General features: G+C 51.4%; 12 protein-coding genes. 6 read left to right on the forward strand and 6 right to left on the reverse strand.

Features of this window, described 5'->3' with window-relative positions; all coding sequences use genetic code 11:
- Nucleotides 1-129 precede the first annotated feature (129 nt).
- The 6 genes from M3090_RS09510 to M3090_RS09535 all read right to left on the reverse strand — a co-directional run bounded on the left by M3090_RS09510 (nucleotide 130) and on the right by M3090_RS09535 (nucleotide 6,292).
- Entirely contained in the window at nucleotides 130-1,377 is a 1,248-nt protein-coding gene (locus M3090_RS09510; protein WP_249055710.1) for a lytic transglycosylase domain-containing protein, read from the reverse strand.
- A 71-nt stretch (nucleotides 1,378-1,448) separates the two neighbouring features.
- Nucleotides 1,449-2,303 (reverse strand): DUF5683 domain-containing protein, encoded by an 855-nt coding sequence (locus M3090_RS09515; RefSeq protein ID WP_249055605.1) that lies wholly within the window; start codon nucleotides 2,301-2,303, stop codon nucleotides 1,449-1,451.
- Nucleotides 2,300-3,190, reverse strand: a complete 891-nt coding sequence (locus M3090_RS09520) for a ParB/RepB/Spo0J family partition protein (RefSeq protein WP_249055607.1) — start codon at nucleotides 3,188-3,190, stop codon at nucleotides 2,300-2,302. The genes M3090_RS09515 and M3090_RS09520 overlap by 4 nt, the downstream gene beginning before the upstream one ends.
- A gap of 6 nt (nucleotides 3,191-3,196) precedes the next feature.
- Nucleotides 3,197-3,973, reverse strand: coding sequence for a ParA family protein (locus M3090_RS09525; protein ID WP_249055608.1), 777 nt, complete (start codon nucleotides 3,971-3,973; stop codon nucleotides 3,197-3,199).
- 209 nt (nucleotides 3,974-4,182) lie between these two features.
- Nucleotides 4,183-5,046 carry a hypothetical protein gene (locus M3090_RS09530; RefSeq protein ID WP_249055611.1) on the reverse strand — a complete coding sequence of 288 codons (864 nt, stop codon included), beginning with the start codon at nucleotides 5,044-5,046 and terminating at the stop codon, nucleotides 4,183-4,185.
- Nucleotides 5,047-5,254: 208 nt separating this feature from the next.
- Nucleotides 5,255-6,292: a porin gene (locus M3090_RS09535; RefSeq protein WP_249055712.1), complete on the reverse strand. Its 1,038-nt coding sequence runs from the start codon at nucleotides 6,290-6,292 to the stop codon at nucleotides 5,255-5,257.
- Nucleotides 6,293-6,521: 229 nt separating this feature from the next.
- Between M3090_RS09535 and M3090_RS09540 the strand changes: the two genes are divergently transcribed.
- From M3090_RS09540 to M3090_RS09565, 6 genes are all read left to right on the forward strand, one after another.
- A complete protein-coding gene (locus M3090_RS09540; protein WP_249055613.1) occupies nucleotides 6,522-7,892 on the forward strand; it encodes an NAD(P)/FAD-dependent oxidoreductase in 1,371 nt (456 codons plus the stop codon).
- A gap of 98 nt (nucleotides 7,893-7,990) precedes the next feature.
- Nucleotides 7,991-9,007, forward strand: a complete 1,017-nt coding sequence (locus tag M3090_RS09545) for a C1 family peptidase (RefSeq protein ID WP_249055616.1) — start codon at nucleotides 7,991-7,993, stop codon at nucleotides 9,005-9,007.
- A 13-nt stretch (nucleotides 9,008-9,020) separates the two neighbouring features.
- On the forward strand, nucleotides 9,021-10,109 hold the full coding sequence (gene mnmA, locus M3090_RS09550; RefSeq protein WP_249055617.1) for a tRNA 2-thiouridine(34) synthase MnmA: 1,089 nt from the start codon (nucleotides 9,021-9,023) through the stop codon (nucleotides 10,107-10,109).
- 17 nt (nucleotides 10,110-10,126) lie between these two features.
- Nucleotides 10,127-11,494, forward strand: a complete 1,368-nt coding sequence (locus tag M3090_RS09555; protein ID WP_249055619.1) for a S8 family peptidase — start codon at nucleotides 10,127-10,129, stop codon at nucleotides 11,492-11,494.
- A 15-nt stretch (nucleotides 11,495-11,509) separates the two neighbouring features.
- Nucleotides 11,510-12,742, forward strand: a complete 1,233-nt coding sequence (xseA, locus tag M3090_RS09560) for an exodeoxyribonuclease VII large subunit (RefSeq protein ID WP_249055622.1) — start codon at nucleotides 11,510-11,512, stop codon at nucleotides 12,740-12,742.
- A 173-nt stretch (nucleotides 12,743-12,915) separates the two neighbouring features.
- Nucleotides 12,916-13,695 (forward strand): DnaJ domain-containing protein, encoded by a 780-nt coding sequence (locus M3090_RS09565; protein ID WP_249055623.1) that lies wholly within the window; start codon nucleotides 12,916-12,918, stop codon nucleotides 13,693-13,695.
- Nucleotides 13,696-13,861: the final 166 nt, after the last annotated feature.

A 13,861-nucleotide genomic window follows, 5' to 3' on the forward strand; every position in this document is an offset into this window, starting at 1 on the left:
TTTCCTATCAAGGAGTTGTCTTTTGTTTTCGGCTGCAAAGGTAGTTCTTTTTTTTATTCCTGCAAAGGATTTCTGGATTTTTTGCTACATTTTGTGCTCCTTTTTTCATCAATGCAGCTTCCGGTTAGGCTATTTGTATATTTTTAAGCGGCGTCCAGCTCGTATGTTATTGTTACGTAATCCATTCCAACTGCGTAGCTGTCGTACAGATACACCAAATTTTCTGGCGATGGTTCCTAAAGTATCTCCTTGTTTGATTTTATAGTAAGTCAGTTCGCCATCTCCGGCTGTTGCTTTGCTCCGGGTGCCCACAGATGCAACGGTGCGTCGGTTCTTGAACAATTCTGTACTGCGATGGTTATAGATTGTGTCTTGGTTATCTATGAAAGAACTGATAGCCTCGGTAGGTAGTCTTAGTGTATAAGGCTTGCTATTTCCCGGCACGATGTTGCGTTTATATTGAGGGTTCAAGCTTTTGATTTCTTCCAAAGGAATGTGGCAAATATCTGCTATTTGTTCAAAATGCAGATTCCGGCTCACTTGTACTGTATCTGTCGCTTGAGGTATGTTGGTTTCCATGGGGCAGATATTATGTTTGCAGTAATAGGTCATGACATAATTGGCCGCTATGAAGGCCGGTACATAGCCCCGGGTTTCTCTTGGCAAATAGTTATAAATAGCCCAATAATCTGTTTTTCCGCCTGCACGTCGTATGGCTTTGTTGACATTGCCGGGACCGCAATTATAGGCGGCAATGACCAGGTTCCAGTCTTTGTATATGTTATACATGTCTTTCAGATAGCGGGCGGCAGCCCAAGTGGCTTTGATCGGGTCACGCCGTTCGTCCACTAAACTATTGCTCTCCAAGCCATATAATTTGCCTGTGGTTAGCATGAACTGCCATAAGCCGGTAGCTCCCGCGCGTGATACGGCAGAGGGGTTCAGGGCTGATTCTATGATGGGCAGGTATTTTAGTTCGAGAGGTAAGTTGTAGGCGTCAAGTGCTTCCTCGAAGATTGGCATGTAGAAATTGCAGGCGCTTAGCATGAAAGATACCTGGTTGCGTAAGCGGATGGTATATGTATCTATGAATTTGCGTACAATATCGTTATAAGGCATTTCCATAATGACCGGCATGCGTGAGAGGCGGTCGATGTAGATGGAATCACTGAATGTGGGGTTGATGGTAGATGTGCTGCAATCTTTGCTTAAATCGATATATGTCTTGGCTTTCCAGTCGTTGAGCAGACTGTCCAGCGGATAAGTCATGCTGATAGGCAAATCGATGGTCTCTGTATGTTCCGTGCCGTTTTCGTTGATGACTACATTCACGCTCTCTTGTGCCTGCGCCGGAAAGGCGGCCAACAGGCTGCCCATCCACAACGATGTGGCAATTAAGCTGGTTTTTATATGCATGGTTGTTATCTGTTCTTATATTTGTATACTTTTTAGAAGCGGAAACTGCATTGCAATCCTACTGATTTGTTGGTAGAGTGGTTGATTTGCGTGTCTATGACGGTCGGCTCTACTTTCATGCTCAGGTCCGGGGTAATGTCGAAGTTGGATAGTTCGGCATCTACATATGCGTCAACCACAGACAGCAGGTAAACTGCCACAAAGGCAAAAATACTCAGGTCGCGGTATCGCCGGTAAGTATCTTTCCTTCGGCGCAACAAGTCGATCAGACGTTCCTGTGACACTTGGTTCATGTAAGAAGGAGGAATCAAATCTGTGATGTTCGTCGAGCTCCAGTTGCCGTTGGCCGCATCGCGGTAAGCGTTGAAATAATCACGATACATCTTTCCGTTCCACGTCAGTGCATAGGCACATCCGGCGAAACCTCCGTAGAAAATAGGCAATTTCCAATATTTCCGGTTATAAATCTGTCCTCCGCCCGGGATGACAAGTGCCAGCCACGTGGCACGCACAGGATTGGGAACCCACAATTTCCGTTTCATCTCCTTGCTTAGGCTGTCCGTAGAAGCCTGTGGCTCTTTTATTTGGGGAGAGGCGGTTAATTCCATCATCTTCTTTTTGTTCTCCGCGGCAATGCTGTCTGCTATGGCCAGGCTGTCTGCCGGAACAACCAAGGCCGAATCGGTTAAAGAGCGAATGGCTGCCGGGCGTAAAGTGTCCCTGTGTTGAATATGGACAGGTGGTTGAAGGGTATCTGTGGTCAACTGGTGCGCTCTCTTCTGAGCGGCTCTCGGACGTGTTTGTCCATATGCTACAATCCCTGCCGCTTGTACAAGGCAAAGCAGCAGGGCTATTGCAAGGCGATATGTATGTTTGTTTTTTATCATCTGTTTTTCAGCGTGTCGAAGATGCCTATAATCCTTTCTAACTCTTCTTCGTTATTGAATGGGATGCTGATTTTTCCTTTTCCTTTATCCGAACAAGTCAGTTGTACTTTAGCCTGGAAGAAGCCTGATAATTGTTGTTTCAGCATATTAAATTCTTCGGGAAGCTTACTCTGCTTGGGGGAGAGTTTACGCCCGCCGCTTTTGACTGCTTCACCTTCGCTCAGAGACTTTACTATTTCCTCGACTTTCCGTACCGAATAATTGTGTTGTACGATTTCCTCATATACTTTCACCTGAAGTTTCGGGTCGTCCAGCGTCAGTAATGCCCGTGCATGCCCCATGTCTATCTGCTTGTTCTGCAGACCTATCTGTATGGGGGCGGGCAGTTTCAGCAGGCGCAGATAGTTGGCTATCGTGGTACGCTTTTTGCCCACGCGCTCGCTGAGTCGTTCTTGCGTTAGTCCATATTGGTCAATCAGGTGCTGATAGGCCAAGGCGATTTCGACAGAGTTCAGGTCTTCACGCTGTATGTTTTCGATGAGGGCCATTTCCATCACATTCTCGTCGTCAGCCGTGCGGATGTAGGCCGGTATCGTTTTCAATCCCGCCAGTTGAGAGGCTCGGAATCTTCGTTCGCCGGCAATAATCTGGTACTCATCGTCTCCCATCTTTCTTAAGGTAATGGGCTGTATGATACCGATTTCCGCTATCGAGTCTGCCAACTCTTGCAAGGCTGTAGGATCAAAATCCCGGCGAGGTTGGTTGGGATTGATGGAAATCTTGTCCAGTTCTATTTCATTGATGGACGAAGACCCTTCCGCCTGTACCTCGTCCATCGAGAAGAGGGCGTCCAGTCCGCGTCCCAAAGCATTTCTTCGTTGTACCATAGTTTATTAAAGAGGCTTTTCTTGGTTTCTGCTTATTAATTCTTTGGCCAGTGCCATGTGATTTTTAGCGCCTGTCGAATCGGCATCATACAAGATAGTGGGCAGGCCGAAACTGGGGGCTTCACTGAGTTTGACATTACGTTGTATGACCGTCTTGAAAACCAATTCCTGAAAGTGCCGTTTCACTTCCTCATATATCTGGTTGGCCTGGCGCAAGCGAGAGTCGTACATGGTCAGCAGGAAGCCTTCTATTTCAAGGGCCGGGTTCAGTTTCGACTTGATGATTTTTATGGTATTCAGCAGTTTGCTGATGCCTTCCAGTGCGAAATATTCGGCTTGTACGGGGATAATGACCGAGTCTGCGGCTGTGAGCGCATTGACCGTAATCAATCCCAACGAAGGTGAACAGTCTATCAGGATGTAGTCGAAATCATCTTTCAGCGGTGCAAGCACTTCTTTCAGAATCTTTTCTCGGTTGGGCAGGTTCAGCATTTCAATTTCTGCCCCCACCAGGTTAATGTGCGATGAGATGACTTTCAGCGTGTCTATCTCGGTGTCATGGATAGCTTTTCGTACGTCAGTGCGATTAATGAGGCATTCGTAGATGGTGCAATCTGCCTGCTTGATGTCCACTCCCAGACCCGACGAGGCATTGGCCTGTGGGTCAGCGTCGACAACAAGCACTTTTTTTTCGAGTGTGGCAAGTGAAGCGGCAAGGTTGATGGTCGTCGTCGTTTTTCCCACGCCGCCCTTCTGGTTTGCCATTGCGATAATTTTTCCCATAATCTCTATATATTTATCTGACGGCGAAATAAGCGATAATTTCTCATTGCACCTACTGAAAAGGAGAAAGATTGCGAAAACAGTTGAAAAGTCGCCTGTTTTGTTAATAACCCGCTTGAACCTTCTTTCTGCTTATCGGGGGCAAATATACATATTAATATTGAAAAGGGAAAATGGTTTTAGGGCTCGCTTACAGAAGATTAATATTTCTAAACCAATCTGTTCCTCTGAAACTTTACGTATGTGAGCCGTGTCCAGCGTACATTTTTCGTTATATAGGTACGGCTGATGCGTGCGGATTTTACTTGTACGATTTCTCCCGGTCTGAATGGATGTTCGAGTGCGGGCAGTACGCCCGATTCGTGGCTGGGGGTATGTGCTGCCACACGGAAGGTGGCGCAGTTGCCGGCTGCGTCTTTCAGCCATAACACCTGCCGCACGTAGAAGCAGGGGGTGTTGCCTTGCACTTGCGTCCGGTAGGGGTCATCTTCTGTACATACTTTGGTGATTGTCAGTGTGAGGTCTTTTACGCTTTCTCCTTCTTTCCCTAAGAAATGTCCTTGTATCCCCTGACGGTTACGCTGTTGTTGAAAGTCCAGGTGTACCGAATGGTAAATCCTTGCAATCGCCACGAAACGTTCTTGCTTAGGTATGCGCGGTGTGAATTTGAAGGCTATCCATGCCACATAGGCTGGGTCTACGGCCAGGACTTCATGCAAAAAGTGCCCACGGTATTTGCCGAAGGACACCAAGTCGTCGCCCCGGCTTTGCATGTGTTTGGCGTTATATTCCACCACCAGAAGTCGGCGCGAGGAGTAGTAGCACCAACTGCTGGCCATGCGCAGAGACTCTTCGGCATCGGGAGCCAGTTCGTGCAGGTAGAAGATGCTTTGGCGTCCGGGCAGCGGGGAGTAAATCCACAACGTGTAGTTGGAATGTCCGGGACGGGGCAGCACGACCAGATATGCACCTGTTTCTTTGTAGGAAGGGCGCCCTTCATTGTACTGCCGCAACCGGGTGTACAATTTCTCTTGTTCGTGCCAGGCCAGGCCGGGAAGTAATGGATTTGCCATGCTATTGCTTCTTCTTCGATTCCCAAATATAAACATTTGGGGCGAGAAAAGCAAATGGGCTCCTGTCTTTTTCGTTTCTTTTTCCTATTTCCTCCCTACCTCGTCCTTGTCCATACACAGGGACGAGGTAGGGAGAAGGTAGGGAGGAGGTACGACTTTGGTAGGGCAATGGTGCGAATACGGAGGGGCAGGGCAGGGGTCGGAGACCTCAGAAACGTACCATCAGTTCGAGCACGATTTTGTCTTGTTCCGATTCTTTGGCGATGCTGCCTTCGGGGTAGAAGTATTTCTCGAAGTTGAGGCGCAGGTCGGTGCGGAAAGCTTTGCTGAGGCTGAAGGTAATGCCGGCTGTCAGACGGTGGCGCTTGTAGTCGGTGATGCTCAGTGCCCCGGTGTTTTCGTCGCGGGTTTCGCCGTCGCTGTGGTCGGTCATCATGTCGTAGCGGGCCAGGAATGACATTTTGTTGAATACCTTGCGCAAGGGCAGGTCGTAGTTGACAAAAGCGTCAACGGAGTGCACGTCGTCGAAAGCGTTGTGGGAATACTGCTTGTAGAGATATTCGGCTTCGATGTGGAAACGTTCTGTTTCGTAATAGGCACCAATGTCGTAAGAGTGCATCCATACGTCTTCCGGTTGGATGCCTTGCACGCTCAGTGTCAGGTTGAAGCCGTCGGCGGGAAAGAGTTGTGCCTTGGCGGAATAGTTCACGTCTTTGTGCCATACTTTTTGGTTGGTCAGGCCGGAACCGTTGTAGAGTCCTCCTTCCAGGATGATGGGCATGGCTGTGGGGAAGGTGTATCCCAGTGTCAGTCCTACGTCGCGCACGTTGCCCACTTGTTTGGCAATGAACGAGCGGTTGGCAAAGTATTGTTCGTGGGGCGAGCGGTGGGCGTCGATTGTGAAGGGGACGCGCATCTGTCCGGCGGTGACGGTGAAGTCTTTCAGGGGGAAGAGGCGGGCGTATGCGTCTAGCATCTTGATTTGCCCTTCGTCGGACAGGTCGATTTCTGCCTTATAGGCTACTTTGGGCAAGACATTGCCCGTGATGCTGACGCGCGCGGTGCGCACTTCGAAGCGTCCGGCGCCCATGCTTGTCTGATATTCGTATTTGGCCCGGATAGTCCCGTGGATTTCTGGCTTGTAGTCTTCTTGTTCCAGCTTTTCTTTGTCAATCACTTTCCCGTCCTCGTTGGCTGTGTTGGTTTGGGCATGGCCGGCCAAAGGGAGCATGGACAAAAGCAACATGCAAATGTTTTTTCTCATTGTTGGTTATGATAGGGTTATTTTGGATTGCAAAAATCCGAAATAGTTGTTATGTAATTATGTCATATATGTTTCATTTATGTTACAAGTGTTTCAGACTGTCGGCTGGCGATGGTCCTGTGTGAAAGAAACTTCCCGTTCCCTGTGTCCTGTTTCACTTTTTTTTGTACTTTTGCGGCTGTTTCAAGAACTTATAATCTACAAGAAGCGTATGAGTTTTAATATTGCAAAGACAAATGCTAAGCGAGTTGTAATAGTAGGTGGAGGTTTTGGCGGTTTGAAGTTGGCCAATGCACTTCGTAAGTCGGGCATGCAGGTGGTGCTGGTGGACAAGAATAATTTCCATCAGTTTCCTCCGATGATTTACCAGGTGGCTTCTTCGGGCATCGAACCAAGCTCTATTTCATTCCCTTTCCGGAAACTTTTCCGGAAGCGCAAGAATTTCTACTTTAGAATGGCCGAAGCCCGTTGCATATTCCCAGACCGTAAGATTCTGCAAACGTCCATTGGCAAGGTGGAGTATGATTACTTGGTTTTTGCTGCCGGTACCACTACCAATTTCTTTGGGAACAAACACCTGGAGGAAGAGGCCATGCCTATGAAGACTTTGCCGGAAGCCATGGGGCTGCGCAATGCTTTGTTGAGCAACTTGGAGCGTAGCATTACTTGTGCTACCGAACAGGAGCGTAATGAATTGCAGAACATCGTGATTGTGGGTGGCGGTGCCACGGGGGTGGAAATTGCCGGTGTGCTGTCCGAGATGAAGAGATATGTGCTGCCGGCCGATTATCCGGACATGGATAGCAGCCAGTTGAACATATTCTTGATAGAGGCTGCCGGACGTCTGCTGGGCGGTATGTCGCCCGAATCGTCTGCCGCCGCCGAGCAGTTCTTGCGCAATATGGGCGTGAATGTCTGCCTCCACAAGAAAGTGACGGATTATCGTGATCATAAGGTGATTTTCGAAGACGGCATGGAGATTCCTACGCGTACCTTTATTTGGGTAAGTGGCGTGAAAGCCGTCTCCATCGGTAATATACCTTCTGAATGTTTAGGGCGCGGAGGCCGCTTGAAAGTGGATGCCTACAACCGTGTGGAAGGCCTGAAGGATGTGTTTGCCATCGGCGACCAGTGTATCATGACGGCCGACAAGGATTATCCCAACGGGCATCCTCAGTTGGCACAGGTAGCCATTCAGCAAGGCAAGCTCCTGGCCGAGAACTTGAAGCGGATGGAGAAGAAGAAAGCTTTGAAGCCTTTCCATTATAAGAACCTCGGGTCGATGGCCACTGTCGGGCGCAACAGGGCTGTGGCAGAGTTCAAGAAGGTCAAGACGCAGGGCTGGATTGCCTGGGTGTTGTGGCTGGTGGTGCACTTGCGCTCCATTTTGGGCGTGCGCAACCGGGTCAATGTCTTGTTGAACTGGATGTACAATTATTTCACTTACGACCAGTCGTTGCGCATCATTGTCTATGCCCGCAAGGCCAAGGAGGTGCGTGAGCGCGAGGAGCGTGAAGCACGTGTGCACTGGGGTGAGGATTTGCAGAACGATACTCAAGAGAATAAGAAACCAAAGGAATGAAGGGCTGATTTGTCATGAGGCGTTATTTGTGGGATAAGTTGCAGGTAGGGCTGTTGTTGTGTGTGTGCTGTGCTTGTGCGGATAGCAAGATACCTCCTATGGCATATAATTTTGAGAATGATACAATATTGCCCTGCACTTCTGTGTTGAATCAAGGTTGGACTTCTACTTGTTGGGCATATGCTACCGCTTCGTTGCTGGAATCAGATTTATTGGCCGTACGGGATGACACGGTACGTTTGTCGGTTATGTTTGTTGTCCGGCAGAAATATTTAAATCAGTTTGATGCTTACTGTTATTCTCGAGGTCGTGAGGAAATCAGAAACGGAGGTTTGGGACATTCGTTCTTGCGTGTGCTGAAAGAAAATGGCATTGTGCCTTGGGAGGCATATCGGGGACAAGTGAGAGGTAAGCGTGGATTCGATCATCGTAATCTTTTGGAGAGACTCAAGCAATTGGCAGAAAAAGCGGTAAAGGAAAAGAACTTCCAAATCTATCGTAAACGTGCGGTTGCATTGTTGGATAGAGAGATGGGGCCTGTACCGGAAAGCTTTGTCTACAAAGGGGTGCGATATACTCCGCTGTCTTTTGCTGATTCGTTGCATTTGAATCCGGAAGGTTATGTACAGTTAGCTAGCGTCTCACATCATCCTTATTATGAACCATTTGTGTTGGAAGTTCCTGATAATTGGGAACATGCCCGTTATCTTAATCTTCCGTTGGATGAATTGGAGCAGACGGTGCGCAAATCTCTGCGACAGGGACATACAGTGGTATGGCATGGTGATGTGAGCGAAAAGACGTTTAGTAATCGGTATGGAGTGGCTGTTTGGCCATATAGTCCTGTGACACAAGATTCCAGACAAAAAGGCTTCGAAGATTTTACGACAACGGATGATCATATGATGCATATTGTAGGTACTGCTCATGATGAAGCGGGTGATTTTTATTATCTGTTGAAAAACTCTTATGGGGAGAATGGTGCTTATGATGGATTCATATACATGTCTGAAGATTATTTTCGTGCAAAGACCATTTCGGTCTTGCTTTCGGCAGAATTCGTGCCCCATTTAGAGAATGTTTCTTATACGGACATTTACAAACTGTGTTTTTAGTTGACATATTATAATGTGGAACGGAATAGGAAAGAACAAACGTGTATTGGTAGGTATGAGTGGCGGTATCGACAGTACCGCCACTTGTCTGATGTTGCAGGAACAAGGTTATGAGGTCATCGGAGTGACCATGTGGGTTTGGGGAGATGAACCGGCGGAGGCCGCGGCTTTGGCCCGTGAGATGGGGGTGGAGCATTACGTGGCCGATGTGCGTGAGGGGTTCCGCGATACCATCGTGCGCTATTTTATGGATGAATACCGTGCGGGGCGCACACCCAATCCATGCGTGATGTGCAATCCTTTGTTCAAGTTCCGCCTGTTGGAAGAATGGGCGGACAAGCTGGGGTGTGCGCACATGGCGACCGGGCATTACATCCGTCTGACAGAGCGGAACGGGCATGTCTATGTCTGCGTGGGCGATGACGAGAAGAAAGACCAGTCTTACTTCTTGTGGAGGCTGGGGCAAGAGGTGCTGCGCCGTTGCATCTTTCCGTTGGGGACTTATACCAAGCCCCGGGTGCGCGATTATTTGCGTGCCAAGGGGTATGCCGTGAAGGCGGAAGACGGTGAGAGCATGGAGGTATGCTTCATCAAAGGCGATTACCGCGACTTCTTGCGCGAGCATTGTCCGGAGATAGATAAGGAGGTGGGCCCGGGATGGTTTGTCAATGCAGAAGGCGTAAAGCTGGGCCAGCACAAGGGCTTTCCTTATTACACCATCGGGCAGCGCAAGGGCTTGGAGATTGCTTTGGGCAAGCCGGCATATGTGTTGAAAATCAATCCGGAGAAGAACACGGTGATGCTGGGCGATGCCGGGCAGTTGAAGACGGAGTGGATGCTGGCTGAGCGCGATTTGCTGGTGGATGAAAGTGAAGTGCTGGGCAACCCGGACGTGTGTGTGCGTATCCGTTACCGGGGGAAGCCGCTTCCCTGCGAGGTGAACCGTCTGGACGACGGCCGCCTGTTGGTGCACTTCCGCGAGGAGGCTTCGGCCGTCGCACCGGGACAGTCTGCCGTGTTCTATCTGGGAGACCGTCTTGTGGGAGGGGCTTTTATCGCTTCCCAGCGGGGCATCGGGATGTATGTGGAACAATCGAAATAAGGGATAGAACCATGTTTGTGAAGAAACTCGTTTGGTGTCTGGTCCTGCTTTGGCCACTGGCCGGTGCATGGGCGGAAGGAGATTCGTTAAGGTACCGCGTTTGCCTGAAAGACAAGGCGGCTACGGAGTATTCATTGGACCGTCCGGGAGATTTCCTCTCCCGCAAGGCTATCGAGCGCAGGAAGAGGCAGCATTTGCCTGTCGATTCTACGGACTTGCCGGTGTGTCAGGCGTATGTGGATGCTATCTGCCGACAGGGCGTCAAGGTGGTGGTCAAGGGGAAATGGGAAAACTTCGTGACCGTGTCGTGCAGTGATTCGGCCCAGGTAGCCCGCATCGCTTCGTTGCCGTTTGTCCGTTCGGTAGAGCGGGTGTGGAAGAGGACGCCTGCCTATTGGGAGGTGAAGGCGGCCGGGCGTGACTCGTTGTCAGATTGTCCGACTGTGCATCCCGACAGTGTGTATGGCATGGCCTTCAGGCAGATTGCCTTGAGTGGCGGCCATAAGTTGCACGAGGCCGGATTCCGGGGAAAGGGGATGACGATTGCCGTCATCGACGCCGGGTTCCACAATGCCGACCGCATGAAGGCCATGCGCAACATCCGTGTGCTGGGGACGCGTGACTTCGTAGAGCCGGGCTCGGATGTCTATGCCAAAGGTAGTCATGGCATGATGGTGTTGTCGTGCATGGCCATGAATCGGCCGGAAGTGATGACGGGTACGGCCCCGGAGGCGGCTTATTGGCTGTTGCGCAGCGAAGACGAACGCAGCGAGCAACCGGTGGAAGAAGACTATTGGGCGGCAGCGGTCGAGTTTGCCGACAGTGTGGGCGTGGATGTGGTGAACACTTCGCTGGGATATTATGAGTACGACGACCCGTCGCAGAGCTACCGCCTGCGCGATTTGGACGGCCGCCGCGCCCTGATGTCCCGGCAGGCGTCGCACATGGCCGACAAGGGCATGGTGCTGGTGTGCAGTGCCGGCAACTGCGGCATGGAGCCGTGGAAGAAAATCACCACTCCCGCCGATGCGGAGCATGTCCTGACGGTGGGTGCCGTGGACAGGCAGGGGGTGCTGGCACCTTTCTCGTCCGTGGGCCATACGGCCGACGGGCGTGTCAAGCCGGATGTGGTGGCCGTGGGGCTGGAGGCGGACGTCATGCGCACGAATGGCAACCAGGGGACGGCCAATGGCACGTCGTTTGCCGCGCCCATCATGTGTGGCATGGTGGCCTGTCTGTGGCAGGCCTGTCCGGAGCTTACGGCCAAGGAGCTGCTGGAGCTGGTACGCCGTTCGGGCGACCGGGCTGCGTATCCGGACAATGTCTATGGTTATGGGATTCCTGATTTGTGGCAGGCATACGTGTCCTGTCGTTCTGCCCGCTGAGGCGTTGTGTGTCTTATGGAAGCCTTGTCGTTATACGAACTGAATGGCTTGGTGCGCCGGGCCGTAGAGGAGGGGGTGAGTGGCTCGTACTGGGTGCAGGCCGAGCTGGCCGAGGTGCGTGTCAATGCCGCAGGCCACTGCTATGTGGAGTTCGTGCAGAAATCCCCCCAGGGCAATGCCTTGCTGGCCAAGGCCCGTGGCGTGATATGGAGCAATGTCTACCAGGTGCTGCGTCCTTACTTTGAGGAGGAGACCGGGCAGGCCTGGGCTCCGGGCATCAAGGTGTTGGTCAGGGTCGCGGTCGCTTTTCATGAGTTATATGGATTCAGCCTGGTGGTGTATGACATCGACCCGGCCTATACGTTGGGCGACCTGGCGCAGCGCAGGCGTGCCATCCTGAAGCAGTTGGCAGACGAGGGGGTGCTGACTCTGAACAAAGAGTTGCCCATGCCTGTGTTGCCCCAGCGCGTGGCGGTCGTTTCGTCGCCCACGGCTGCCGGTTACGGCGACTTTTGCCACCAGTTGCGGCACAATCCGTACGGCTATTATTTCCACGTCGAGTTGTTTGCGGCCGTCATGCAGGGCGAGCAGACAGAGGACAGCATCCTGGCGGCGCTCGACGCCATCCATGCCCGGCAGGATGAGTTCGACGTGGTGGTCATCATACGGGGTGGAGGGGCTACTTCCGACTTGTCGGGCTTCGACACCTACTTGCTGGCGGCTGCCTGTGCCCAGTTCCCTCTGCCCATCATTACGGGCATCGGTCATGAGCGAGACGATACGGTGCTGGACAGTGTGGCGCACGTCCGTGTGAAGACGCCCACTGCTGCTGCCGAATATCTGGTGTCTTGTGCGGAGCAGGCTGCAGAGGCGCTTTATGCCTTGGCTGCCCGCTTGCAGCAGGGGGTGTCGGCCGTCTTGCGCAAGGAACAGGCGCGTCTGGAGACCTTGAAGCGGCGTGTTCCGGCGGGGGCTTACCGCTGTGTCTCGCAGACGCGCCTGTCGCTGTTGATGCTGCGCAAGGATTTGGCGAAGGGGGCGGAAGCCATGCTGGCCCGCCAGCGCCACCGGCTGGAGCTGTTGGGGCAGCGTCTGGAAGATGCCTCGCCCCGTAAGCTGTTGGAGCGAGGCTATAGCCTGACACTGAAAGACGGCCGGGTGGTGCGCGATGCTTCGTCCTTGCTGCCGGGCGATTGCATCGAGACGCGCCTGGCCCGAGGCACGGTCCGTTCGGTGGTGTCGGATTAGCCGAATGTGCGGGGGTACCACTTGTCGTTGGTCAGCTTCTGTCCTTTCTTAAAAAAGATATATGTCTATTTTTCCCTTTTCGGGGTGTTGCTCTATCCAAAAGAATACCTATCTTTGTGGCACATTGTCCAAATGAAAACCTGATATTTTAATCACTAAAAACTGTAAATTATATGGGAGCAGGAAAATGGATTGGAGGCATCCTTGGATTCATGGCAGGAGGCCCTTTAGGCGCATTAGCAGGATTCGCATTAGGCGTTTTTTTTGATAATAGCAACGTTGCGGCAAGCAACACGGACATGTATGGGCAAACAGAGGACAATCCATATGCAGGACGACGCAACAGTTTTCTTTTTTCCATGTTAGTCATGGCTTCGTATATCATTCGGGCCGACGGGCGAATCATGCATAGCGAGATGGAATATGTACGCCGTTTCCTCCGGCAGAATTTCGGCGAACAGGCAGTACGCGAGGGAGAACAGATATTGCTCAATCTCTTTGAAGAACGCAAGCGCATGGACGCGCATAATCCGAATGCTTTTCGCAATACCATACGTGACTGTGGAGCACAAATAGCTGCTAATCTGTCTTACGAAGAACGTTTGCAACTGCTCAGCTTTTTAGCCGAAATTGCCAAAAGCGACGGACATATCAGCCAAGAGGAGGTGGAGGCACTCAAAGAAGTGGCTGTCTGTATGGGACTTTCCATCCAAGAAGCAGAATCGATGCTTAATTTAGGTGGAAACTCATTGGAGCAAGCTTATAAGGTGCTGGAAGTCACACCGGAAGCGACAGATCAAGAGATACGCGCAGCTTATCGCCGACTGGCTTTGAAACACCATCCTGACCGGGTAGCCACATTAGGTGAAGACGTAAGGAGGGCTGCCGAGGAAAAATTCCAGGAAATCAACAATGCCAAAGAACAAATATACAAGGCACGCGGCATGAAATAGAACCGATTGCCCAATGTCCTTCGGAAATACTGCCGGACTTGGCAACCCGCCAAAGCAATATTTGGCAACCCGCCGCATCCTGAGGAGGCAACCCGCCGCATCTTAAGGAGGCAACCTGCCGCATCCAGAGGAGGCAACCTGCCGCATCGTAAGGCAGCAAACCGTT

It is taken from the genome of Bacteroides sp. ET71 (genome assembly GCF_023336905.1).
Classification (GTDB): domain Bacteria; phylum Bacteroidota; class Bacteroidia; order Bacteroidales; family Bacteroidaceae; genus Bacteroides.